Annotated in this window: 20 protein-coding genes; 5 read left to right on the top strand and 15 right to left on the bottom strand. The window is 51.5% G+C overall.

Annotation, left to right across the window (positions count from 1 at the left end; translation table 11 throughout):
• The first annotated feature begins 15 nt into the window (after positions 1-15).
• The gene (locus AC1MDE_RS02825; protein WP_480344212.1) at positions 16-2,007 is read left to right on the top strand and encodes a hydantoinase B/oxoprolinase family protein; all 1,992 of its coding nucleotides are present in this window, start codon (positions 16-18) and stop codon (positions 2,005-2,007) included.
• Positions 2,008-2,072: 65 nt separating this feature from the next.
• Here the strand turns inward: AC1MDE_RS02825 and AC1MDE_RS02830 are convergent, their stop codons facing one another.
• Together AC1MDE_RS02830 and AC1MDE_RS02835 are read right to left on the bottom strand one after the other, a co-directional pair.
• Positions 2,073-3,473, bottom strand: coding sequence for a YfcC family protein (locus AC1MDE_RS02830; RefSeq protein WP_480344213.1), 1,401 nt, complete (start codon positions 3,471-3,473; stop codon positions 2,073-2,075).
• Positions 3,460-4,599, bottom strand: a complete 1,140-nt coding sequence (locus tag AC1MDE_RS02835) for a M20 family metallopeptidase (RefSeq protein WP_480344214.1) — start codon at positions 4,597-4,599, stop codon at positions 3,460-3,462. Before AC1MDE_RS02835 ends, AC1MDE_RS02830 begins: the two co-directional genes overlap by 14 nt.
• Positions 4,600-4,709: 110 nt before the next feature.
• Here AC1MDE_RS02835 and AC1MDE_RS02840 point away from each other — a divergent pair, with 110 nt between their 5' ends.
• A complete protein-coding gene (locus AC1MDE_RS02840; RefSeq protein WP_058960776.1) occupies positions 4,710-5,633 on the top strand; it encodes a LysR family transcriptional regulator in 924 nt (307 codons plus the stop codon).
• A 6-nt stretch (positions 5,634-5,639) separates the two neighbouring features.
• On the opposite strand, the gene AC1MDE_RS02845 is transcribed toward AC1MDE_RS02840, so the two are convergent.
• Both AC1MDE_RS02845 and AC1MDE_RS02850 read right to left on the bottom strand, forming a co-directional pair.
• Positions 5,640-6,509 carry an NAD(P)-dependent oxidoreductase gene (locus AC1MDE_RS02845; RefSeq protein WP_058960777.1) on the bottom strand — a complete coding sequence of 290 codons (870 nt, stop codon included), beginning with the start codon at positions 6,507-6,509 and terminating at the stop codon, positions 5,640-5,642.
• A gap of 49 nt (positions 6,510-6,558) precedes the next feature.
• Complete coding sequence (locus AC1MDE_RS02850; RefSeq protein WP_480344216.1) at positions 6,559-7,764, bottom strand: MFS transporter; 1,206 nt, start codon at positions 7,762-7,764, stop codon at positions 6,559-6,561.
• Between the two features lie 190 nt (positions 7,765-7,954).
• Here AC1MDE_RS02850 and AC1MDE_RS02855 point away from each other — a divergent pair, with 190 nt between their 5' ends.
• Complete coding sequence (locus AC1MDE_RS02855; protein ID WP_058960779.1) at positions 7,955-8,563, top strand: TetR/AcrR family transcriptional regulator; 609 nt, start codon at positions 7,955-7,957, stop codon at positions 8,561-8,563.
• 7 nt (positions 8,564-8,570) lie between these two features.
• Here the strand turns inward: AC1MDE_RS02855 and AC1MDE_RS02860 are convergent, their stop codons facing one another.
• From AC1MDE_RS02860 to AC1MDE_RS02910, 11 genes are all read right to left on the bottom strand, one after another.
• Positions 8,571-9,020, bottom strand: coding sequence for a GNAT family N-acetyltransferase (locus AC1MDE_RS02860; protein ID WP_480344217.1), 450 nt, complete (start codon positions 9,018-9,020; stop codon positions 8,571-8,573).
• Between the two features lie 95 nt (positions 9,021-9,115).
• Entirely contained in the window at positions 9,116-9,337 is a 222-nt protein-coding gene (locus tag AC1MDE_RS02865; RefSeq protein WP_058960781.1) for a hypothetical protein, read from the bottom strand.
• Positions 9,338-9,561: 224 nt separating this feature from the next.
• Positions 9,562-10,185, bottom strand: coding sequence for a response regulator transcription factor (locus AC1MDE_RS02870; RefSeq protein WP_058960400.1), 624 nt, complete (start codon positions 10,183-10,185; stop codon positions 9,562-9,564).
• Between the two features lie 142 nt (positions 10,186-10,327).
• On the bottom strand, positions 10,328-12,262 hold the full coding sequence (locus AC1MDE_RS02875) for an autotransporter outer membrane beta-barrel domain-containing protein (RefSeq protein ID WP_480344218.1): 1,935 nt from the start codon (positions 12,260-12,262) through the stop codon (positions 10,328-10,330).
• A 532-nt stretch (positions 12,263-12,794) separates the two neighbouring features.
• The gene (locus tag AC1MDE_RS02880) at positions 12,795-13,367 is read right to left on the bottom strand and encodes a DUF1120 domain-containing protein (protein WP_479399955.1); all 573 of its coding nucleotides are present in this window, start codon (positions 13,365-13,367) and stop codon (positions 12,795-12,797) included.
• A 10-nt stretch (positions 13,368-13,377) separates the two neighbouring features.
• On the bottom strand, positions 13,378-15,786 hold the full coding sequence (locus tag AC1MDE_RS02885) for a fimbria/pilus outer membrane usher protein (RefSeq protein ID WP_479415008.1): 2,409 nt from the start codon (positions 15,784-15,786) through the stop codon (positions 13,378-13,380).
• A gap of 5 nt (positions 15,787-15,791) precedes the next feature.
• On the bottom strand, positions 15,792-16,493 hold the full coding sequence (locus tag AC1MDE_RS02890; RefSeq protein ID WP_479401754.1) for a fimbria/pilus chaperone family protein: 702 nt from the start codon (positions 16,491-16,493) through the stop codon (positions 15,792-15,794).
• Positions 16,494-16,714: 221 nt separating this feature from the next.
• Positions 16,715-17,413, bottom strand: coding sequence for a DUF1120 domain-containing protein (locus AC1MDE_RS02895; protein WP_480344219.1), 699 nt, complete (start codon positions 17,411-17,413; stop codon positions 16,715-16,717).
• A 31-nt stretch (positions 17,414-17,444) separates the two neighbouring features.
• Positions 17,445-18,128 carry a DUF1120 domain-containing protein gene (locus AC1MDE_RS02900; RefSeq protein ID WP_480344220.1) on the bottom strand — a complete coding sequence of 228 codons (684 nt, stop codon included), beginning with the start codon at positions 18,126-18,128 and terminating at the stop codon, positions 17,445-17,447.
• A 29-nt stretch (positions 18,129-18,157) separates the two neighbouring features.
• A complete protein-coding gene (locus AC1MDE_RS02905) occupies positions 18,158-18,862 on the bottom strand; it encodes a DUF1120 domain-containing protein (protein ID WP_480344221.1) in 705 nt (234 codons plus the stop codon).
• 187 nt (positions 18,863-19,049) lie between these two features.
• Positions 19,050-19,748 (bottom strand): response regulator, encoded by a 699-nt coding sequence (locus AC1MDE_RS02910; protein WP_480344222.1) that lies wholly within the window; start codon positions 19,746-19,748, stop codon positions 19,050-19,052.
• A gap of 307 nt (positions 19,749-20,055) precedes the next feature.
• On the opposite strand from AC1MDE_RS02910, the gene AC1MDE_RS02915 reads away from it, so the two are divergent.
• Positions 20,056-22,944 (top strand): response regulator, encoded by a 2,889-nt coding sequence (locus AC1MDE_RS02915; RefSeq protein WP_480344223.1) that lies wholly within the window; start codon positions 20,056-20,058, stop codon positions 22,942-22,944.
• 107 nt (positions 22,945-23,051) lie between these two features.
• The gene (locus AC1MDE_RS02920) at positions 23,052-23,666 is read left to right on the top strand and encodes a LuxR C-terminal-related transcriptional regulator (protein ID WP_479399952.1); all 615 of its coding nucleotides are present in this window, start codon (positions 23,052-23,054) and stop codon (positions 23,664-23,666) included.
• Positions 23,667-23,674: the final 8 nt, after the last annotated feature.

Below are 23,674 nucleotides of genomic sequence, written 5' to 3' on the forward strand. Positions count from 1 at the left end.
TAAAGGAGTCGCGATATGGCTTTTGATACTTCAGGTCTGCAGATTCTGGCTAACTACTGTGTGGCGGCAGCAGAAAGCATGGCCCATACGCTGGTGCGTACCGCCCATTCGACTTTTGTCAAAGAGACGGAAGACTTCTCATGCGCCCTGCTCACCCCCGAAGGTCTGGCATTTGCTTCGCCGAAAACCTTAGGTGCCACCTGGTATATCGGTCTCGATTACGGGCCGGTACTCGGCATGATCGAGGACTATCGCCCCGGCGATGTGGCGATGACCAACGATGCTTACAGCGGTAACGTTGCGACACACAGCCCGGATATGGTGATGTGGAAACCGGTGTTCTGGCAAGGCAAGCTGGTGTGTTTTGTTGGCGGTCATATTCATAACACCGATGTGGGCGGGGCCGTGCCCGCCTCGCTGTCGCGCACGCTGACAGAGATCCATCAGGAAGGAATACGTATCCCGCCGACTAAGATCGTGCGTGAAGGCGTGCTGGATGAAGCGTTGCTCACGTTGATCAAAACCAATGTGCGTGCGCCAGAACAGAATATGGGTGACATGCATGCCCAACTGGCGATGCTGGCCAATGGCGAAAAACGCGTGCTGGAGATGATCGCGCATTTTGGTGTGGAAGATTTTCAGCAAGGTATGGTGGCCCTGCTCGATTATGCGGCGCAGCAGGCAGAACGCATCCTTGAGAGCGTGCCGGATGGCGATTATTTCTTCGCGGAATACGCTGATGAAGACAGCGTGAACGGCAAACCGATGCGCGTGGCGATGACGCTGAAAATTCGCGGCGGCCGCGCCATCCTTGATTACACCGGCAGCGATCCGCAATTGCTTTCATCATTGAATATGCCGACCGGCGGTATGACGCGTCACGCGCTGGCGCTGGTCGGCTATCACTATGTGCTCTATACCCTGAATCCCGATATTTTGCTCAACGCGGGGCTGGATCGCGTCGTCGAATGTGTGCTGCCCGAAGGCAGCGTGATGAATGCCGTTTACCCGGCTGCCGTCGGCATGCGCAGTCTGACCTGTAAGTTAACGCATGTATTGACCTTTGGCGCGTTTTCACAAGCGATCCCTGACCGTTTGCCTGCCTGCGCGGCCTGTGGACTGGCGATTCTGAACGTGAAAACCACCAACACCTCGGGTCGCCCGGTGATTGCTTCCATCGGCCCGGTGGGCGGCGGGGCGGGCGGCATGCCGTTCGGTGACGGAGAAGAAGGATCGGGCGCTAACGTGGCGTTTCTGCGCAATACGCCAGTGGAGATTAACGAAGCGGAAGTGCCGATTCGTATCACCCGCTATTGTCTGGTACCCGACTCCGGCGGTGCAGGAAAATATCGCGGTGGTTCCGGGCTAATGATGGAATTTCAGGTGTTTGCACCTGATACCACCGTCACGGCGCGCAATCGCGATCGCACCCATTTCGCTTCCTGGGGTGTCCTTGGCGGAAAAGCGGGCAGCAATGCCATTTTTGTGAAAAACCCGGAGAGTGAAGCACCTGAAATGCTCGGCAACAGCGATGTGATCCGTTGCCAGGCAGGAGATGTGATTCGATTAACCGGGGCCGGTGGTGGCGGATATGGTTCACCGCTGGAGCGTGATCCCCAGCAGGTGTTATCAGACGTGAAAAGCGGCTACGTTTCTTCGGCGCGTGCCGAGCAGGATTACGGTGTGGTGATCCGCGAGGGTGAGCTGGATATGGAAGCCACGCAGATGAAACGCAATCAACGCTCTGCGACAGCCGACAGCGTGGCACATTTTGACTTTGGCCCATGGCGCACTCGCTTTGAACAAAGCTGGACGCCGGAGCGCTATCGGGCATTGACTGATATCTTATCTCGCGTGCCGGTCATATGGCGTTTTCACATCAAACATCGCCTGTTTGATGCGCTTGCCGCTGCGGAAGCCCGGGGGCAAACCGCTCAGGGGGGGCAGGTAATCTATCAACTTTTTGACGAATTGAGTGAGGAGTTCCGGGACTTCCTGCAGGCGTAACGTTGCCCTTAAGCAGTAATAAAAAAGGGATGCTATCGTCAGCATCCCTTCTCATTTTCACTGGGTTAGAACGGACCCCAGTTGATCGCCACACCAATCAGCAGCGTCAGCACGCAAATCGCAAACCAGATGGCGACGACCGGTGCCACGAATTTAAGCCATTTGCCAAACGAGATATTGGCCGTGGCCAGCGCGGCCATCAGCACACCCGAGGTCGGACTGATGGAGTTCACTATCCCTTCGCCCAGCAGCACGGTTTGCACCGTCACCTGACGTGTCAGGCCGAGGTTATCGCCCAGCGGGGAGAAAATCGGGATCAACAACGCTGACTCGCCCGAACCGGATGAAATGCCGAAGTGCATCAGTGCGGCGCTGATAAACATGCCCACAGCGGCAATCGCAGGCGGAACCGGTGCCAGCAAGTCTGACAGGAAGCCAACAATCGGATCGAGGATATTGCCTTGCTGCAGCACCACCGAAATCGCACCTGCCATCCCGACAATAAAACCGCCTTTGACCAGCTGAGAGCAGCCGGACAGGAAGGTGTTAGCAATAGCAGAACCGGAAAGGCGACCAATCAAACCGACCATGATCGACAGGATGATAAACATCGCCGACATCTCATTGGTGGCCCAATGCAGCTGCACCGTGCCGACCATAAACAGAATCAGCGTCACCGCGCAGGTCAGCAGAATCAGTTTATGACGGCCGGTAATCGCCAGCGGTTCAGCGCTTTCCACCGCAGTGTCCACGCGTACCTGACCATTTTTGCGCATGCGCTTCACGGTAATGATCAGGTAAATCGCCACCGTTAACACAAACAGCAGGTTGGTGATGCCGCGCAGTAACATGCCCGAGAACAGCGGCAACTGCGCCAGATGCTGTGTCAGACCGGTGGTGGCCGGCCCGAGGAACGCCACGTTGAAACCTGCCGCGCAGGTTAGATAGATCAGCGCCATACCGATAACCGGCGGTAAACCTAACGAACGCGCCACCAGCAGGCCAATCGGCACAAAAGCCACCACCGAGTTTTGCACCACACCGGTACTGCCGAGGATGGCGAAGATCACCGCGAAAATCAGGATCAGACGGGTATCGCTGATTTTGGTGCTGCGTGACAGCGAATTCAGCGCCGTGGCAATCGCGCCGGTGGCTTCAATCACCGCCAGCAGCCCGCCGGTAAATAGAATCAGGAAAATGATCGGTGCCGCTTTGATCACCCCCTGTACGATGGCCATGAAAATCTCGCCAGGATAAACACCCGTGCGCGCCACTTCATGCAGACTGCCTTTAATGGCAAAGGTCACACCATTGCGGGTTTCATGATCAAACTTGCCCGCCGGGATAATCCACGTAGCGACCGCTGCCAGCACCAGGATGATAAACAGCAGCAGATAAGGGCTCTGCTCACTCTTCTTGCCTGCGGGCTGCATCGCACTATTTTTTTCAACATTAACCTGCGACATGGTTTTCCCCCAGCATTAGACCCGCTATCAGCGCGGTACGTGAGGCAATATCAGCAATGATGATGTGCTCATGACGCGCATGAATGCCTGCACCGGTCGCGCCCAATCCATCTAAGGTTGGGATACCCAACGCTGCAGTGAAGTTACCATCGCTGCCGCCGCCCACCGATTGACCTTCCACACTGAAACCGATCTGTTGTGCCACGGCTTGCGCACGCTGCATGATCGCCAAAGACTCTGCGCTCTGGCGCATCGGTGGACGTGATTGTGCGCCGGTAATCTTCAGCTTAATGCCCGGTAAGTGCGGCTGAATCTGGGTGATTTCGGCGTGAATGCGCTGGGCTTCCTCTTCGCTGGTGACGCGCGTATCGATGCCCAGCACCGCTTTATCCGCCACCACGTTGATGCGATTACCGCCCTGCGCAATACCGACGTTGACGGTGGTGCCACGTTCCGGTGCGTTCAACCCATGCAGGAACAGCACCTGATGTGCCATCTCCTGCACCGCGCTAATACCTTCTTCAGGGTTGTTACCTGCATGCGCGGCCTGGCCGGTGATCGCGATTTGATACTGACCCGTACCTTTGCGCGCAACCTTCAGCGCACCGGTGCCAGCCACGGCGGGTTCCACCACCAGCACTTGCGATGACCCTAACGCATGACGGGAGAGCCACTCGCTGGAGCTTGGGCTGCCCACTTCTTCGTCGCTGCCACAGAGGAAAACGATGCGTTTCCCTGCCAGTAAGTCGTGTTCTTTTAACACGCGTGCGGCCCAAATCGACTGCACCAGGCCCGCTTTCATGTCCAGAATGCCGGGGCCATAAAACTTGCCGTCTTCCTCGCCCATCGGCAATTCGCCTTCATCCCAGACGGTGTCAAAATGGCCGAGCACCACGGTTTGATCGTCGCCTGAGCCCAGCGTGAACTTGAGGTGGTTCCCGTAGTGTTCCTGTACATCGATTTCAGCATCAATACCCAGACGCTCGGCGAACAGGGCTTGCAGCACGTTGCCACAGCGATCCACCGCTGCCTTGTTCATGGAGGGTGACTCTGCTGCCACCAGGGTTTTGATATCTGAGAGAATGTCGTCTGAATGCTGTTGCAAATAACTTATTATATTTTTCATTACTTCTGTCCTCACCAAGTGAATCCCGAGTATGAGGATAAAATTGCGCTTAAAAAATGGGTATAAAACGTTATTATTGTTGACCTGAGAACAACAGATAATGAAAACCTATGGCAATGCTGCTCTATCCTGACAAGTCCATAAGATACTTGTATGAAGTCGGTGTCCATGGCGGCATTCGTCGTGCCGCGGAAGCACTGGATGTCGATCCCGCGGCCATCAGTCGTCAGCTTTCGCAGCTGGCGCGTGATATGCAACTGCCGTTGCTGGAGCGGCGTGGACGCAATGTGGTGCTCACCGAAGCGGGGAAATTGCTGGCTGAGGATTACGCGCAAACGCATCAACGCAGAAGCCACCTGGAAAGGCGTCTGCGTGATTTGCGCCATAAACGCGGCGGCTCGATCCGTATGCGTGTCGGCCAGGGGATGGTCGATGAGGTGGTGAAGTATGTCTTGCGGCCTTTTTCGCAAAGCTATCCTGAAGTGTTCATCGATATTTTATCGGGCGATATGCAAACCACGGTGAGCCTGATCACTCGTGGCGAAGTGGATATGGCCGTGGGTTTTGGCCCCCTGGGTCCGCCCGGCGTGAAGTGTCACAGTTATCTGCGCGGCCCCATCTGCGCCATTGTGCATCGTGATCACCCCATCGGATTGTATCAACAGGTTGAGGTCAGCGATCTTGCCGAATATCCACTGATTGGCATGGACAAAGACTTTGGTATTCAAAGCTATATGAACGTCATGTTTAATCAGGAAGGATTGGTGTTCACGCCCGCCTACAGCTGCAACCTGTTTTCCAGTGCGATTGCGCTGAGCCAGGCGGGAATGGGCATTGCCTTTATGACCACTAAAGTGGTGGAAGACGCCTTGGCATCACGCAATCTGATCGCGGTGCCGATCAATCATCGCATCGCCCGCGAGAGCCAATGCCATCTGTTACGCAGCGCCGACCACCGCTTTACCCCAGCGGCACAGCACCTTTGGCAGCTGCTGTGCCAGTTTTTTGAGGGCAGTTCACATGCTGCATCATAAAGGATTTCACGTTGTCGGCGATTTAGATGCAGCTGACCGCAGCGTGTAGTCGGCCATGATCGACCAGTCACGATCGCCGCCTCCGGCGTTTACCGCCCGATGCATTTGCTGATGCACCGCCTGCAACATCGGCAGTTCGGCTTTAGCGTGGGCGGCAGCGGCCTGCGCCAAACGAAGATCTTTTAACCCGAGGCTGGCCTTGAAGCCGGGTTCATACACCTCCTGCATGATGTTGGCGGAATAGACCTGATAGCTCCGGCTACCAAATAAGGTATTGAGGATCAGATCAAAGAAGCGTTCACGTTCCAGCCCGTTGGCTTCGGTGAGCACCACGGCTTCCGCCATTGCTTCAATCGCCATGGTGATCATCATGTTACAAGCAATTTTCGCCGCATGAGCCGCGGCCGGTGTTTCGCCCATATTCCAGATGCGTTTACCAATCAATGCTAATACCGGTTCCACTCGGCTAAGCGCTGACGATTCTCCGGCTACCAGCACATTTAACTCGCCGCGCGCGGCAACGTCCGGCCTTCCCAACACCGGTGCTGCGATATAAGCAATACTCGCCGCCTGATGGCGCTGCGCCAGCTCATGAGAATAAGCCACCGAAATCGTCGACATCACGATATGCACCAGATGCGGGTTGGCCTGGCTGAGCAGATCATCATTGATGATCACATCCTCAATCGCCCCATCATCAGAGAGCAACGTGAGCACTATATCAGCCTGAAAAGCTTCAACGGCGGTGGTGAGTGCTGTGACTCCCGGAACTTCACGAGCGGATCGACTCCATCCTGAAACCTTATGCCCTGCGGCGATAAAATGTTGTGCGATGGCACTACCCATTGCGCCCAGTCCGATAATTGCAATATTCATCTTGTTACCCTGTTGATAGAGCTGAACGCAGCCAGCTCAGGAGGCGTGATTAATGGCCGGTGCGCGCGCCGGAACTGAAGCCGTGATTGCGAGCTCGCAAAGTGATGAGAAAAGCGATTGCCAGCAGCACAAGCAAAACGGGCGAGAACGACTGGGCGCCCCAGTGATTCAACAGAATGCCGCCGGTGATGCCGCCCGCCGCAATCGCGCCGTTCCACGCCACCACGTTCATGGAAAGTGCGATATCTGCGCCCTCTCCGGCGGTATCCGCGAGTGCCGTTTGCAACAGGGTTGCTGCCCCGCCGAAGGTCAATCCCCACACGGCAACACCGAGATACAGCGCCGCTGGAATGTGCGAAAAGCCCATAAATCCCAATGAAACCAGGGCAAATACCGCCAGACTCACCAGTACGCTGCTGCGTAAGTGGTGATCGATCAGCCGCCCGATCACAGCAATCGCCAGCAGCGCGGAAAGCCCGAACACCAGCAGCACGACATCCACTTGAGAACCCAATCCGGCCAACTGCAGAAACGGGGCGATATAGGTATAGAGAATATTGTGAGCCAGCATCCAGGCGATCACCACACTGAGCACGGGTCTCACACCTGGCGTGGTGAGCACCTTCAATAGCGGCATACGTTCATGGCGCGATTGCCCGGGATAATCAGGCACTTTGGCCAGCACCCACACCACCAGCACAAGGGTTAAGGCAGAGATAACCGCAAAGGCACTGCGCCAGCCCATCACGCCACCCAGCCAGGTGCCGAGCGGCAAGCCCAGTGACAAGGCAATGGGCGTGCCCACCATGGCGATCGCCATCGCTTTGCCCTGCTGGTGAATCGCCACCATCCTGCGGGCATAGCCCGCCAGCAGACTCCATGATAATCCCGCTGCTACGCCAGCCAAAAAACGTGCCGTTAGCGTGAGCCAGTAGTTTGCGGACAGCGCCGTAATAGAATTGAAAATCAAAAATCCGGCGATAGCCAGCAGCAATACATTTCTGCGCCGCCAACTCTGTGTCGCGATGGTCAATGGAATCGCGGCGATCAGCGAGCCCAGCGCATAAGCCGTGACCGTCTGCCCCGCCAGCGCATTAGAGATGTTCAGTCCCGCCGCCATTTGCGGCAACAGCCCGGCAGGCAAGGTCTCGGTGATGATGCAAATAAAGCCCGTCATCGCCAGCGCCAGCAGAGCCGATATCGGCAGCGGTTCTGTTGCTGCATCTTGCTCAGTGAGTGCGAGTTCTTTTTCCATAATTCCTTCTGAAATCATTTATGTATCGACTGGTATATATTTAGGCGTGCAATGTAGCCTTGTTAAGGTTAAAGGGAGCGATCTAGATTAATGTAACGATCGATACACTAGTCAGGCAGGTTCGCTTTGTCAACGAGTTATGTATCGTTTAGTATAGTAATCCACTGCACGCATTAAACAGGAGGACGCGATGGCGACGATGGGACGCCCGAGAACATTTGATCGAGACCAGGCGATCGAACAGGCGATGTATCTGTTTTGGCAGCAGGGCTACGAATCGACTTCGCTTACCCAGCTCAAAGCCAGCATCAACAACGGCATTTCCGCACCCAGTTTTTATGCCGCGTTCGGTTCGAAAGAGGCACTGTTCCGTGAGTGCGTGCAGCGCTATCTCGCGACCTTTGGTCAGGTAACGGAATTCCTGTGGGATACCCGCCTGACGGGGCGCGAAGCCGTGGAAACCTCGTTGCGCCGATCCGCGCAGATGCAGTGCGAGCCAGGCCATCCAACCGGATGTATGGTTGGCCTCGGTGCCATGAGCGCCACCTCCGCCGAACATGCCGCCGTGACCGAACCACTGACACGCTCGCGCAATCGTACCCGAGCCGGAATCGCCGCCGCGATAGAGCGTGCCGTTGCCGCGGGCGAGTTGCGGCAGGATGTTGATGTCCGCGCGCTGGCGGCATCCTTCAGCACTTTCATGTTTGGTTTATCGATTCAGGCGCGTGACGGCGCCAGCATTGAGGAACTTAACAAGGCGATTTCGCAGATGATGTGGATGTGGGATGCAAATAGATAAGGTGAGATCAGAGTGTTCTGCTTAAACAAACGGATTCGGTGCGACCAACATACGGGCCGTAGTTTTCAATCTGCTTAAAGCCGTGTTTAAGATAAAAATCCACGGCGCGAGTGTTGATGGCGCGTGTTGAAAGCTGAATTTCTTCGAAGCCTACACTCACGGCCCACCATTGCAAATGTTCTAACAGCGCCGCCCCCACGCCGTATACGCTGCGATCCGAATACATGCGTTTTAGTTCTGCGATGTCATGCGATAGCGGCCGCAGTGAAGCACATCCTACCGCTCTCCCCTGCTGATCTTTTGCTAATACCCAGATGGAGCGTCTTTCATTCAAGGCTTCAGCATTAAAGTGGCTCTTTCCGTTGTTCCCGGTGATGGCCGCCAACTCTGTAGAGAGTTGTTCAATCAGACGTTGGGATTCAGGGGCGAGGGGGTCAGCGGACTCGATGGTGATCATAATGGGCGATCTATTCCTGATGTGCGGCGATGATGCTCATCGCCTCCGGATTAATCTGCAGTCAGCACGTTAAACCGGAAGCGTTTATCTGCCAATTACTTTTGTTGCTGCTGTTTGGCTTCAGCTTCTTTTTGCTTCTTACTGGCCATGTGATGACCCACGACACAGCCCCCTACCGCGCCCATCACGGCATGGTGCGCAACATGCCCCGCTGCGGCACCAATCATCGCGCCTTTCAGGCATCCTTGCGCTTCCGCCTGAGCGCTGACGGCTAAAAACAGGCCTAAAGTGATAACCAGCTTTGACAGATTTTTCATACAACTGTGGTTCCGTAAAGGGATGAAGCTGAGTACGTTACCGATAAATTTGTTTGAATTCGTGCACTATTCGCTGAGGTGCACCACTGATTGAGGGCTGTTGATGAATGGTTGTTGATTGGGTGCTGCAATGGGGTTCGTCAATCACCCATTCATCAACCACTCACGGCACATCGTCATGCTGTTCGATGCCTGGAGGGCTCTGATTAAGACTGTGAGTGATGCTACAGCAAATGATAGCGGCGCGCGAAGTCAATGAGTTCCACTACGGAGGTAATGTTCAGCTTTAATTTGAGGCGATGTTTATAGGTGCTGACGGTTTTTTCACTGAGCGACAGTTGCGCGCCTATCTGTTTATTGCCCATGCCTTTTGCCAGCAAAATCAACACCGTCATTTCGCGCGCGGAGAGCATGCGTAAGCGTTGCTCATCACTGGCGCCATAGCGACGATGGGCTGCCGTCGGAAAATCCTGCGCTGGGGCGAAACTGTAGCCGCGCATTACCATGCGCACCGCCTCTTTGAATTCGCTGATTTGATCCGAGGCGATGACATAGCCATCGGCGCCCGCGTCCAGACAACGCTGCGCGAAATGCCCACTGTGCGGTGTCGCTATCACCAAAATTTTCATGGCACCACTGAGTGCGCGAAATGCGGACAGCAGCGTTAATCCTTCGATGTTGTTGATGAGATTGACCACCAGCAAGTCCGGACACCGTCGTTGAACCTGATCCAGCGCTTCAACCTCAGGCAAGCAGTCAGCCAAGACGGCGATGCCGCTGTTTTTCAGCGCCATCACGCGTTCGCGGCAATGGTCTGGGTGGTCATTGATAATAATGGCGGTTTTCATGGCGTTCTGATGTTCCTTTCAGAGGATGAATAAACGTCCTTGCATGCTTATCACCTTAGCCCGCGAACGCTGTATCTGCTGTAGGAGAGTACTTATCTGTTGAGTAAAATTCCGGCGACAAGATGCCGCCGGATATCCGTGATTACCAGCTCCAGCGCACACCGAAAGCCGCATTCCACGGGCTGTTCATATGCCGTCCTTTGCTGGTCGCTGCTTCGGTATAAAGCTGTAGATCAGGTTGAAGCTGAGCAGACATCCCCAATGTCATCTCTGCGCGCGTACCGGCCAGATCATTGCTGAAACGCTGATCGTTAAGGGTCATGCGGTTGTTGTTTTCCAGCTCCTGAATCGCTGATAACCGTACCCACGGCGTTAACTGCGCCCCCTGGGATAAGGTCAGTGACTTGCCCACGACGCCGTGCAGCGCAACTTGTTGCGAGCGTGCCGAACCGCTACGGGCAGCCAGGCCATTATCAAAGCGGAAACTATCACTCTTCGCCCACAACGTGCTCAACTGTGCCGACGGCTCAACGAACCAGCCATCATCAAGTTGCAGTTTGCGTCCCGCCTCAAAGGAAAGACCCAGTGCGGGCACACTAAATCCACCTTTGCTGCGTTCACCGTCCGACATCACGGCATTGGCGCGTGCGTTGTAGTTGTTCAACTTCAGCACGCTGTCGGTAAACCAACCGTCCTGGTGCAACCAACTGCTGTAAGCACCCAGATAGAAGCTGTTGATGCTACCGGTGCTGCCCCCTTTGAAATCCAGATCGCTATTGCTGATACCGCTGAACAAACCGTTGATCACCTGACCGGATTCCACCGCACGCGCGCTGTCCACGCCAAGGGTCACACTCTGCTGATTTTGCTGATACGCCACACCGGCCTGATTATCGACCCGCGTTTTGCTGCCACGGGTTTGAATCCATGCTCCGCCCTCACGGTTCCCTTCACGCACTTCACCCAGACGGCTGCGTAAGGTACTCAGTTCGCTGTACCATGCGGTGGGAATGGCGTTCACCAGACCCAGAGCGCTGGCGGCGGTGGGCGATGGCAACAGCGCTCCCCCACTGTTGGTCTTCGCCGCTAACACCCAGTTATTACCGCTTTTTTGCAAGGCGTAACGGTATGCCCCGGCGTCCACTGCACCGCCGGCCAGTCTGAAGACTCCCGCGCCACCGCCACTGGTCACCAGTGTCACGATGCCATCTGGTGCACTGGGTTCTGCACCGCTGTTCTTCACCGACAGTAGATGTGAGCCGCTGATATCACCGCTGACATCAATACGATCGGCACTCAGCGCAGCAATATCGCTATTCATCACGAAACCGCCGTTACCGCTGAGCTTACTTAACGCGAGAGTTTTAAAGCCGGATGGTGCGTCACTAAAGGTTACGGTGCCGTTATTATTCAGCTGGTTGAGTGATGAGTCGCCATTGAGCAACCAGCGACTGCTGCCATCAATACTGAAGCTGTCTAAACCGGTCACCGTACCTGCCAGCGAGGAACCACTGTTCAATGCAAGAGCGATGCGGCTGGTGGTGTCAGTGCGGACGTTACCGGTGAGTACCGAGCCATGGCTGGCGGTGACTGCGGCTAAGGCATTGCTGTTGCCCTGTAATACATTGCCACTACTGTTGACCTGGGTATTGTCCAGCGTGATATCGCTGACAATACCGTTGATACCCGACGTCACCAGTAAACCGATACCGCTACTACTGTTAGCACTGAGTTTTCCGTTGCTCAGCGTCAGATTACCCTCACGTACCCAGCCCGCCGCCGCATCACTCCCGAGGGTAGTCACGGTTAACCCATCACCCTTGATGGTTGAGCCGGGATAGGCCAGCAGTCCGGCCGCGCCATCTCCTGCAGTGGTAATCGTGGTGTTCATTAATGAGATCACCCCGCCGCGCGCGGCAAATACGCCAATGCCACTGGTGCCTTGCGTGGTGATGGTATTGCCACTGCCACTGACTTCATTCTCACTGTAAAGCCCGTAACTGCCACTGCCTGATGTACTCAGCACACTGTCATTGACAGTGGCTTTGCCGTACTGCGCGTTGAGGGCATGCGACATATCACCCATTGTAGTAATATTGGACGCGTCGATCGCAGAAAGAGTGCCGCCGCTTGCCAGCCACATACCATCTGCACGATTGTTCTTTGTGCGGATGCTACTGTTAATAAGTGAAGCACTTGAAAAATTATTAACGTTAATGCCTTTCCCATCATTAGTCGTGACTGTCACATTTTTTAGTATTGCATCCCCGCTGAGCAGGTAAATACCGTCACCTAGCTCTGTAATAATATCGCTGTCATCGAGATGGATACTACCGCGGCCACTCCCTGAGGGATTATATATTTCAACGCCTCGCTGAGTACCCGCTGCGATAATAGACGCATTAGTGATGATAAGGTGCGTAGAGCCTATGAATATAGGAGGTTGGGGATTTCTTTCTGCAGAAGCAGTTGAGATAATCGAAAGGTATAAAAAAGATAAATTAAACATACTTTTTGTCATGGCGTATCCTTATCAATGACAAGTCGGGTAAGTCAGGCATGATAAAACAGCTCACTGAGTCCGATTCAGTGAGCCATTAAGATGCTAATTATTTATTCATTTCAATTGAGAAATAAGCATTGCTAGTCGTTATTTGCCTTACACGAGCAGCACGATCTTCCATCACAGGGACAATCTCAAGTTTCGCTTGAAAGTTTTTACCCATCGCAGCAGCCCCGTTTACCCAGGCAGAAAAACGTGTCCCTGCTTTCAATGAAATCTGGGACTGTGGAGTATTCCTATCATCAGTGACATCAATCAGTGCAACTGAACGACCATCTAACCAGGCGTCACTCAATTTAAGTTTTAATCTTCCCGCTGTACCATATCGAATATTTCCGCTTTCATCCGACAGTCCTTGTGCAATCATTTTTATTAACTGCGCATCGGGACAGACAACATTCAGCATCAGCACACGTGTGCCAGGACTAAATGTTTGGTTATCACGTTGCAACTGTCCACGTGATAACATGCCAAAATCAATGGCACTATCACCGACAGATATATTACATCTCGGGTCAATTGGCATAACAGACTGCGAAACATCACTCATTTCACTAGCAAAACTCGACAGGCTAAAAAATGTGCCGAATAACACTAATGATAATTTTTTAAAATTCATAATTGTCTCATCACTCAACGCGGCAAATAGCTTTGGAATTTTCGTAAAGCTCATTACCTGAGGGGGCGTTTTCCAGTGAAAGCCTAAAACTACATAAGGTTTTCCCTGACATTTGCACATCCATTTTTCGCGCATTCTCAGCATCGGGAATAAAAACATTGCCGTTTTCACCCACCACAGAGATGAAATTACCGTCCTGATCAAACACACTGGCGCTATATGGCAGTGCTTTTCCATTCTGGTCATTAACCGAGACTAAAACACGCCGAGTTCGTACCACATTGAAATGGATAGAGCTTACCGAACCGCGCGCGGCATCGGTTTCATTCCAGGCATTATCAATATCAACGTTTTTTGCCAATGAACGAGTATCCACTTGAATAGTGGAGCGTTGGAAACTGCTAAGCGATGGCAAAACAGCATATCCACGACCATCAGTCCATGCAGGCCCTGAGGGGGTACTGAGCCTAACCCCCTTCTCTTCACCGACTTTGGCGACACCGAAAGTATCACCAACTCGGTATGCTGACGGGGTAACCCCACCGTCATGTGCCACTAATGCACCACTAGCACGTGCAGAATAACTCGTGTAATTATCCGAATTACTCGTAATGCTGGCACTGACTAAACTAACAGGAGTTGCCATATCTATGCCCGCCGTTCCCGATGTACGGCGAGTTCGGAAATCACGCTCGGTTGAAAGGCTAAAGCCTCGGTCCTGGCTTAAACGTTCACTGTAACGCAGTCCACCTCGAGTGTTTTTCTCGTTAGATGAAATGTAACTGCTGATGCTGCGATTGCTACCCAGTGGCAAACTGAGAGTCAGATATGCACGTTTATCGCTATCGCGATAGCGCCCACCACTGTCTTTCTCAAGACTCACACCAACATAAGCGCGACCGAACGCTCGGCTCCAACTGGTACGTAAGTAATTCACAGCATCGCCATTAAAGGTATTACTACGAGCCCATGAAAGTGAGAAGTTGCCGAGGTAATCCTGCGACCAACCTAAGCCAACACTGATTTGGTCTCGGGTACGCCCATTGTTGGTTTGCTTCTCGGGGGATAACGCATCACTCAATTCGCGATATCCAATAGTTTGCCGGCTCACACCCAAACTGGCGGTAATTTTCTCAGTAATAGGCTGGCCGAACATCATGTTCGCCTGAACACCTTGACTATTATGTCGCTTATCCTGCGCACCCGTGATTTGCAGGTTGAGTTGGCTACGTTGCCATAATTGAGAGTTAACATTAGCAGCCAAAGCGCGCCATGGATCAGAACCCATAACCCCTGCATTTACGCTTACACGGTCTAATAATGGCCATCCATTGGCTGCCGTCACCAATAGAGGCGCTTCGCGACTTCCTTGCTGCTCAAGTTTACCGATACCAAAAGACCAACCTGGGGAGATAACACTGCCATTGAGCAATAGACTGGAAGCAGGCACAATAAATTTACGTTGCGTACCCTCACTGGCAGTTAGCGTTACCTCTAAATCGCTACGGGTGTTTAGCAAAGGAAATCCCCGCAGCCGGAATGGTCCGGCAGGAACGGTAGTGCTATAGACCAGCACCCCTGATTGTCGTACTTCAACTACAGACTGGCTGTCAGCAATGCCTTCCACTAAACCCGGACCATCGTTACTTTTTTGCAAAGCTTGTTCTGGGAGAAATTGGACACCTCGTACCTGGCCTGCACCAAACATGGAGTTGCCCAAACTAATCTGACCCGCCTGCATGACTTTGCCTAAACCCGCAAAAGTACGTTGTGCATAAGCGGCTTCATGATTCACATTATCGACACCGTTAAAACGCGTAAATGTCTGGCGACTGCGAACAATCCAGTCACTCGCGTTGAAACCTGCTTCGGTTGCCAACTGCATGAATTCCAGCCCTGCAATTGCTCCACGACTGCCACTATATTGGGCATCATAGTTAACTAAACCTGCAATACCACCATGATGCCAGGAAGTGTGTTCATCGCTCTGTATTGACACAGCCTCCGCCGGTAAAACTAATTCAACACTGCTTTCGTTTGAATTTAATAACCATTCGGCCTGCTGCCATGCCATTTTTAAATCAAAGCAGCTAGCGTCCTTCATCATTCCTGATGGCATTTTCAAACCAGCAGCTTTAATGAACTCACCATCAACACAAGGTTGACCTGTTTCATTAAAACGCATCGTTAAACGCCCGCGATCGCTACCATTCACTTTCAATGCCACACGACTTTCGCCCGCCATAAATCGTGGCGCTTCCGCAAATTGAGCCGCCATGCGAGGATCAAAGCCCAACGCGCGCAATGTCTGTTCGTCGAACACCGTTTTGTCTTCGGCTAAAGCTACAGTCGGGCTCACTGCCAACATCACTGCTACTGCGACAGGTGTGAAGCAATAGCCAATTGATCGTTTAGCCACAGAAATCACCTTACAATCAGTGCATCGTAGCTTTTGACGGCATAACCCCAGGTTGTAGCAGGTGCCAGACGTACACTGTTAGCAGTGCTTGATTTTTTTCCTTCATCCGGCTTCAACGTCAGATGTTGCCCGGGCAGAATATAGCTTTCTGGCAAGCTCCAGGTCACATTATCAGGCAACGTTTGCACAGCTTGATTAAGGCGAACTACATAAGGTGAATCATTGCTCACTGTCAGTTGATTACCGTTATGTTTCCACACTAAACGTTTCCAGGGTGCATCATCACGCGGCAATTCTGCTGGACGAATAAGCACAGGCAAATTCTGGCGGACTGTCATTCGAACGACATTTTCACCTTTTTTCTGTGGAGGAACTCCTTCAAATATGACACGTCCAAGGCGCTCAGTTTTAAGCGGAGTCTTATCTGTCATAATAAAACGTACGCGTTGATTTTTATTGCTATCAACGCGCGCTGCTGGTGGCGTAACACTCAATAAAGACGTAACATTATCGCCTTTAATATTCTTTAGCGTAGTGACCAGTAACACGGGATTAGCATCTGTATTTTTAACATTAATAGCACCCTCGCCATCTTTTTGTTCGATAATAACGACGGAAGTTTCGGGAACCATTCCTGTCGCCCAAGATGCTGATGTGGACAGGTAAAGCGCTGCTGCGCCACCTTTAATTAAAGAAGAGAACTTCATTATTTACCTCACTAATTAAATGCGCCAATCACAGCGCCACAATGTATTAATCAATCGCATCAACTTAACCACAGTGATGCAATGGGAAAATTATGCTATTTTTTACATTGTTCACCCAGCAGGAAAGGATTACTAACCTGTAGGAAATTACTTAGGAGGGCCTGGAATCATAAAAAAGGCCTTGGTTAGATACCAGGGCCTTTTAACAATACGAAAAGATATTAAAGATAAATTAGTTCTATACTACTTTGGCCATCAAGCTTAATTGCATGATCAATATTCAAATCAGTCTTGTTATTGATAAATGCCTGAACGCTAATGTTGCCGGTCATCGTCGTAAATTCTACAGGTGTCACACTACCTGTGGTTGCAAAAGACATCTGTCGTGGTGTTGGATTCAATACTGCATACATGGAATTTTGCGCTCCGCCGGCGGACCAACTGGCACCATCAGTATCACTTAAAATAAGATCTGCAGACGATCCCTCTAATTTAATATCTTTCATCAGAAGAGAGTATCCACCAATTTTCTCACCGGCTGTCGTTGAGCCCAGCCCGACAACATGTGAACCATAAACTACTCCAGCAGTGCTCGTACCTACACCCACAGCAGACTCTGTCGTTACACCCGGAGTCGTATTGAGTCGCATCGATTTTGCTGCAAGCGCAATTTTTGTTGGTGCTGTACACGTAATGGTCATTGCAATATTTTTAGCCGGTTGCACGGTATAACCTGTTGTACTTAATGTATTCGCAGAGATATTACCATAATCTACAACGCCAGCATCCGTTAAAACTGGCGTACAAGCCGCTGGTTTAATTGTACCGATCACACTGACATCTACAGACTGAGCTTGTGAGGTGCTGATCATCGCCGCCAGCATAGCCAGCGAGAAGAAAGAGGTTTTCAATTTCATCATTTTTTTCTCGTAAATTAAGTTACGTTGATCATCACAGATAAATCAGTTCGAAATTAGCCAGGCCATCAAGCGTGATTTCGGAGCTCAAATCCAACTCAGAGGCTTTATTAATATATGGCTGGGCTGTCACATTCATAGTGAGGTTTTCGATAGCTTGTGGCACGATAGATCCTGCTGCAACCGGCGTGATCTGGCGCGCATTACCAGAACCAGGATTCCACATAGTAGTGCCTGAACCCACATTTACCCATGTCGCTGCATTGCCATCACGAAACGCTGCGTCAAGAGATGTACCGGCTTCCTTAAGCGTATTTATACCTAATGCATAACCGCCAATTTTACTTGTTCCTGCCAAGCCAAGCCCTGCTTTCTGATTATACCAGCCTCCTGGAACAGCACCTGCGCCTACTGCATTCTCTGAAACCGCACCTGCGACTGAGCCCGGACGGAGTGAGGTTGCCGCAATTGCCACAGCTGTCGGCGCATCGCAGACAACTGAAAGTGTGATAGTTTTTGCATTCAAATACGTATATTCACTATATTTGAGATCACCTGCCTGAATGGTAGCCCAATCCATTACTCCACCATTTGAAAGCGTCGGGGTGCAAGATGAGGGGAGCAGGGTTCCCGTAACGGTAATATCGACCGACTGTGCCTGGGCAGTAATCGATGACGCAGCCAAAATGGCCAATGCAACAATATTTTTTTTCATCATTTCAATATCTCTTTATCGATGGCGAGGTTTTATAGATAAATAATCTCAATGTTACTTTGTCCATCGAGGCTAATTGGCTGGCTTAAATCAAGTTCTGATGCTTTGGTGATATAAGCTTGCACTCCAATATTACCGGTCAGTTGACTAATTGCCGATGGAGTCGATGTTGCAGTAGCAGCAACAGACATATAGCGAGCATTGCTAATGCCAGCATTATAAAACCCCATATAGCTCCCGGGCGTTAAATTAGTCCAGTTCGAACCCAGATCGTCGCTAAATAATGGATGTGCATTTACTCCACCTATTTTCGCATCCTGAAGCCACATTGAATAACCGCCAATTTTCTCCCCGCCGGCAGTTAACCCCAGACCTACCTTTTGCTGAAATCTACCTGCTGCAGAAGTAGAGGGATGTTGTGCAATTCCTGAAGCATTCTCAGCGAGTAATGCTGTTGTCCCTTTACGGTTTGAGGATGCAGCAAGCGCAATTGAGGTAGGAGCACTACAGGAAATACTCAGGCCAATTGATTTTTCCGGAAGCACGATCAAATCACTATACTTAAGATCAGCAGCAGAAATATCGCCATAATCAATAACGCCGCCATTGACCAATGTTGGTGTACATGCCGATGGCGCGATTTTTCCTGTAAGCTGTAGCTGCACCGAATCAACCGCTTGCACTGATGTAGCTGTTATCGCACATACCGCAAGTGCACAAAAAGAATTCTTCATCATTTTTCACCCTTGTTAGTTTAAATAATCGCAACGACTCAGATTTTAAGCATCACGCCCTGTGAGTCCTCTGTTTAACTCTGCATTGTTGCGTTGAAATGAGATTACTAAAGTGAAGAGGATAAGTTCAGCGGAAAAGGATTAGCAGCTTGTCAGTAATTACTGATGCACTGCCAAATGAAATTCAAATTCAAAAAAGATCATTTCGGTACTTGAACAGTTCTAAATCGGTGTTCAGCCCCAGTTTTTTCATCCCCGATTGCTTGTGCCCGCTGATGGTTTTACGGCTGCGCTTTAATTTTTCTGCTATCTCAATCACCTGCATGCCATCAAGAAAACAGCGGATCACTTCCGCTTCACGCGGTGATAACAGCGTATCCAGTCGCGAAAGCTTCTCGCCGTTGGCGTAATACAGCGGCCCATCTAATACCGCGCCATCGCGCTTTCGCACCGGTATTTTGCTTAATTCACTTTCAATGTTATCAGGAATAAAGCGCAGCCCGCCGTTAATCACGCGAATGGCTTCAAAATACGCCTGCGCCTCTTCACGCTTAGAAATATAGCCTTTGATTCCACTCATAAAGGCGGCACGTATTACCGCCAGGCTTTCCATGGAGGACGAAAGTAAAATCTTTAATTTTGGATGGCGTGATAAAATCTGTTTGATTAACGACAAGCCATCTAACTCATCGCCACCCAAAATATAATCCAGCACCAGTACATCAGCAGAATTCTTTTGCAACCATGATAAGAGTTCGTGGCTATGGGAAAAACTGCCGGTGATCTGCATATCGGGATAGTGGCTGGCTGCCATTTCCAGTGATAATCGAATCATCGGGTGGTCATCCAGTAAAACCACCGTTATTTTTTCACCCGCGTAACGAATCATCAATGTCAACCTCATCAGTCAGCCAGAATAAACAACAAAATACGTTTTATTGTGCGCTGATCGTAACGCAAGGTGAGACCATTCTGAGTCAACAGTTACTGATTAAATGGTAGGAATTTACTTACACAGCCATGGCAAATCTTAGTGCCATCAAACTTCTCTGACAGACGTCGCTAAAACAAGACCGCGCCTGGCCTACTTCACGCCACAATTTCGCACAATACCCCCAGATTATTCTGACACGTCAATAACGCCCTGCCTGTTTTGTTTATTGGACTTTTCCTGATTAGGAACTCAGCGGATTATTATGAAATTCTCTCACCTGCTATCGCATCTCGTACTGATTTATACCCTGCTTTTCGCGAGCGGCAGCATTGCGGGTGGCGTACCGTTAGTGTTAACGCCCCGTATTGAGGTTAACCCGCCTGCGGTCACCTTGAATGCCGATGTCAGACACTGGTTGCAACGCCACCCACGTATTAACGTCGGGGTTTGGGGTGTATCGCAGCCCCCTGTCAGCCTGGGGGGCGAGCGTGGTGTGCTAGCCGGTATTGATGCCGATTATTTATCCGTCATCGAATCAACCCTGAATGTGCATTTCCAATTGCTCTATTTCCCGACACGCAGCGAAGCGCTGAGCGCGTTACATCACGGTGACATCGACATGCTGGCCATCTGGCGTCCCGCTCTGGAGAACAACCGTACCGTTGCCGCCTCCTTGCCGTGGCTGCACGATCAGGCCGTGGTGATACATTCCGATCAGGCTCTACTTCAGCAAACGGAAATTGAGAACGGGTTATTGGCGTTAATGCAAGACAAACAGCATCAATGGGACCCCTATGGTGCTTCACCAAATAGTTTTTTGGATTATTACCATGCAGTACAGCGACTGGCTACCGGTGAGTCCGGTGCGATTGCCATTAATCGCACCACCGCCCACTACCTGGCACGCGACTTAAAGCTTGATAATGTCTGGCTGACGCCGGATGCAACCTTAGGTGCGCTGAACTTCAGCTTTGGGGTGAACAGCCGTGCGCCACAATTACTTACCGCTATTGACCAGGTGCTGGATGCCCTGCCGCTGGTGAGTCGGTTGCGCATTTCTCACGATTGGGGGTTGAATCACGACACCGCTGAAGCGTCACGTGTGCTGGCGTTAAGCCCTGAAGAGATCACGTGGTTAACCGAAAACCAACCAGTCAAAGTGGTGCTGGATAGCCGCCTTGAGCCTTACAGCTTCATGAATGCCCAGGATAAGCCCGACGGCCTCTCCATCAATCTGCTGAAATTCATTAGCGATCGCTTTGGAATTGCTTTTGACTATCATGTCATCAACAACGATCAGGAAAAGGCTGCTTTTCTCGCGCGCTATCCTCAGGCGTTAGTCAGCCAGGCTTTTAGTGTGCCGGGTGAAGATGAAACCACTGCACCCCGGCTGCAAACCGGTACGCCATGGTTGGTCACACCGCCTGTACTGTTGATGAATCGTCAACACGAACGTCCCTTGTCTCTGCAAGATTTGTCAGACGAGAAGATTGCCATCGTAAGACAAAACCCATTAATTCCCTGGCTACAAACCTGGTACCCCACGCTGCAATTGGTTGAAGTGGAGAACCTGCAAACGGCACTTCACCTGCTAAAACAGCAGCAAGTACGTGCTGTGGTGGCCTCACAGTTTGCCGCGCAATATCATCTGAAACGCACGGGTATCGGCTCGCTCTATCAGGCATTAGCGTTGCCCGTGAAGCCGCTGAATATCAGTTTTGCGGCGAAACGGGATAATCCCCTGGCCTTGAGCTTGACCAATAAGGCATTGCAGCAGATCACCCCGAATACGCTGACCCATCTGGCAGCATCGTGGCGTGATACCCTCCCGGTCCCCGAGCAGAGTCATTACGATGCTGAGACCTCATGGACGCTTTTTATCATCATCATCACCGCCCTATTGATAGCAGGCTGTCTCTTTTTGTGGGTGACTCGCCTGCGCAACAGCCTGAAAACAGTGGCCCGGCATCTGCAATCCAAAGAGGCGTTAATCGAACAACTGGAACGCGCCACCGCCGAGAATCAACAGGTGCTGCACTCACGCAACCAATTTATGAAGAGTATGGGCCATGAAGTGCGCACGCCGCTTAATGCCATGATGGGGTTGCTGGAGTTGGAACTCGGCCGATTGCAGCAGCAAAAATTGCACAATGAGAATGTGCAAACCGCTTATGAGTCCGCCTGTATTCTTTTGTCACGGGTGGGGGATGTATTTGATATCTTCCGTGCCGAAGCGCGTGATAGCAATAATCACAGTCGGGTGGTGAATATCCCATCACTGCTGCACAGTACGGTGGCGCTTTTTCGCCAGCAGGCGGAAGATAAAGGGCTACAAATCAACGTGACCGATGCGCTGCCAGCCCCGATGTTTGAGTTCGATCCGCTGTTTATTATCCGTATTGTCTCTAGCCTGCTGCGTAATGCCATTCAACATACCGAGCAAGGGGAAATTGCAGTGGCAATCTACCCGCTTGAAACCCTGCCCGATGGGTGCCATCACCTGGTCATTGAAGTGAGCGACCAGGGCAACGGGTTTGATGCCGCCACCGCACTCATGAACAGCCCAGAGGTGACAGAGGAAGCCGACGAACGCGACTGGGCGCTGACCGGCTTCAGCCTCGCAGCCTGTCAGCGGATGGCACATGCGGCTGGCGCGGAGATTACCGCTGAAGTGGTGGCAGGCAAAGGCAGCGCGGTGAGTCTCCATCTCAGTGCGCATCCAGCCAAACTGACACCGATAACACTTCCCGGCGAGCAGAGGCGCTCAAAGGTGCTGATAGTTGAAGATTACCCACCCGCGCGCCTGATGCTCAGCCAACAGCTACAAAATAACCACCATGAGGTTCTGGTTGCCAGTAATGGCAAAGAAGGATTGGCGTTGTGGCAGAAGCATCAGGCTCAAATCGATGTGATCATCACTGATTGCACCATGCCTGAAATGGATGGTTTTACGATGACGCGTCATATTCGCCAGCAGGAAGCCAATGAGCGTCTTGGTCCCGTGCCGATTCTGGGGCTGACCGCAATGAGCGGCTTTGATGCCACCAAAACCTGTCTTAGCTCAGGTATGAACACCTGCCTGACAAAACCGCTTTCCCCCGAAGAATTGGCGCAATGGGTTGAGCGACATCTTCATATCCCTCCTTCGTAAAAATATTCTTGTCTGTCATTCGATGAATTAAAGACCCAGCTTGGTTAATAAAAGGCACCGCTGTGTGAGAATAGTTTAGTATTTTCTTACACAGCAAGGACGCCCTGATGCACGTTATTATTTATGATCGACAGCCGTTAATTCGCGATGTTTTAGTGCCTTTGTTTCAGCAACGTCAAGATAAAATCATTATCGCCACCGGCGATGAGGATGACTTCATCTATAATACGATAGTGTTTCGCCCACATCTTGTGGTTTTTGACCCGGCCCAACTTAGCCACGCCTCGCTAGAGAAACTCATTAGGTTAAAGCGTCGTTATGCCGATATCCGAATCTTTGCATATGCAGGAGACGACAGCGTTTATTATCTGTTGCGCAGTTTACGCCTGGATTATCAGGCGTATATGAGCAAAGCCTGTCCCATTGAAAAACTCAGCAGCGTGTTAACCGCGCTCGCCAATAACGAGTCCGTGATATTTCGCCATGCTAAAAACGCTTATCATCAGCGATATCCTGACAGATTGATTATACAGTCACTCACCAATCGGGAAATACAGATGCTACGTCATCTGGCCGCCGGTAAAAAAAACAAGACCATTGCCAAGGAGCTGGATATCAGTTGTAAAACCGTCAGTACCTATAAACGCAGCATTATGAAGAAGATGCAAACCAGTAAGATCAGCGATGTGGTGGATTTAGCCGCGAGAAATGGCTTTGCATAGCAGAGAAA

The sequence above is a fragment of the Pantoea folii genome, from assembly GCF_056678875.1.

Coding starts and splice junctions, on each gene's coding strand:
- AC1MDE_RS02825 (WP_480344212.1), top strand. CDS start 16: ATGGCTTTTGATACTTCAGGTCTGCAGATTCTGGCTAACTACTGTGTG.
- AC1MDE_RS02830 (WP_480344213.1), bottom strand. CDS start 3,473: ATGTCGCAGGTTAATGTTGAAAAAAATAGTGCGATGCAGCCCGCAGGC.
- AC1MDE_RS02835 (WP_480344214.1), bottom strand. CDS start 4,599: ATGAAAAATATAATAAGTTATTTGCAACAGCATTCAGACGACATTCTC.
- AC1MDE_RS02840 (WP_058960776.1), top strand. CDS start 4,710: ATGGCAATGCTGCTCTATCCTGACAAGTCCATAAGATACTTGTATGAA.
- AC1MDE_RS02845 (WP_058960777.1), bottom strand. CDS start 6,509: ATGAATATTGCAATTATCGGACTGGGCGCAATGGGTAGTGCCATCGCA.
- AC1MDE_RS02850 (WP_480344216.1), bottom strand. CDS start 7,764: ATGGAAAAAGAACTCGCACTCACTGAGCAAGATGCAGCAACAGAACCG.
- AC1MDE_RS02855 (WP_058960779.1), top strand. CDS start 7,955: ATGGCGACGATGGGACGCCCGAGAACATTTGATCGAGACCAGGCGATC.
- AC1MDE_RS02860 (WP_480344217.1), bottom strand. CDS start 9,020: ATGATCACCATCGAGTCCGCTGACCCCCTCGCCCCTGAATCCCAACGT.
- AC1MDE_RS02865 (WP_058960781.1), bottom strand. CDS start 9,337: ATGAAAAATCTGTCAAAGCTGGTTATCACTTTAGGCCTGTTTTTAGCC.
- AC1MDE_RS02870 (WP_058960400.1), bottom strand. CDS start 10,185: ATGAAAACCGCCATTATTATCAATGACCACCCAGACCATTGCCGCGAA.
- AC1MDE_RS02875 (WP_480344218.1), bottom strand. CDS start 12,262: ATGTCGCATGCCCTCAACGCGCAGTACGGCAAAGCCACTGTCAATGAC.
- AC1MDE_RS02880 (WP_479399955.1), bottom strand. CDS start 13,367: ATGAATTTTAAAAAATTATCATTAGTGTTATTCGGCACATTTTTTAGC.
- AC1MDE_RS02890 (WP_479401754.1), bottom strand. CDS start 16,493: ATGAAGTTCTCTTCTTTAATTAAAGGTGGCGCAGCAGCGCTTTACCTG.
- AC1MDE_RS02895 (WP_480344219.1), bottom strand. CDS start 17,413: ATGATGAAATTGAAAACCTCTTTCTTCTCGCTGGCTATGCTGGCGGCG.
- AC1MDE_RS02900 (WP_480344220.1), bottom strand. CDS start 18,128: ATGATGAAAAAAAATATTGTTGCATTGGCCATTTTGGCTGCGTCATCG.
- AC1MDE_RS02905 (WP_480344221.1), bottom strand. CDS start 18,862: ATGATGAAGAATTCTTTTTGTGCACTTGCGGTATGTGCGATAACAGCT.
- AC1MDE_RS02910 (WP_480344222.1), bottom strand. CDS start 19,748: ATGATTCGTTACGCGGGTGAAAAAATAACGGTGGTTTTACTGGATGAC.
- AC1MDE_RS02915 (WP_480344223.1), top strand. CDS start 20,056: ATGAAATTCTCTCACCTGCTATCGCATCTCGTACTGATTTATACCCTG.
- AC1MDE_RS02920 (WP_479399952.1), top strand. CDS start 23,052: ATGCACGTTATTATTTATGATCGACAGCCGTTAATTCGCGATGTTTTA.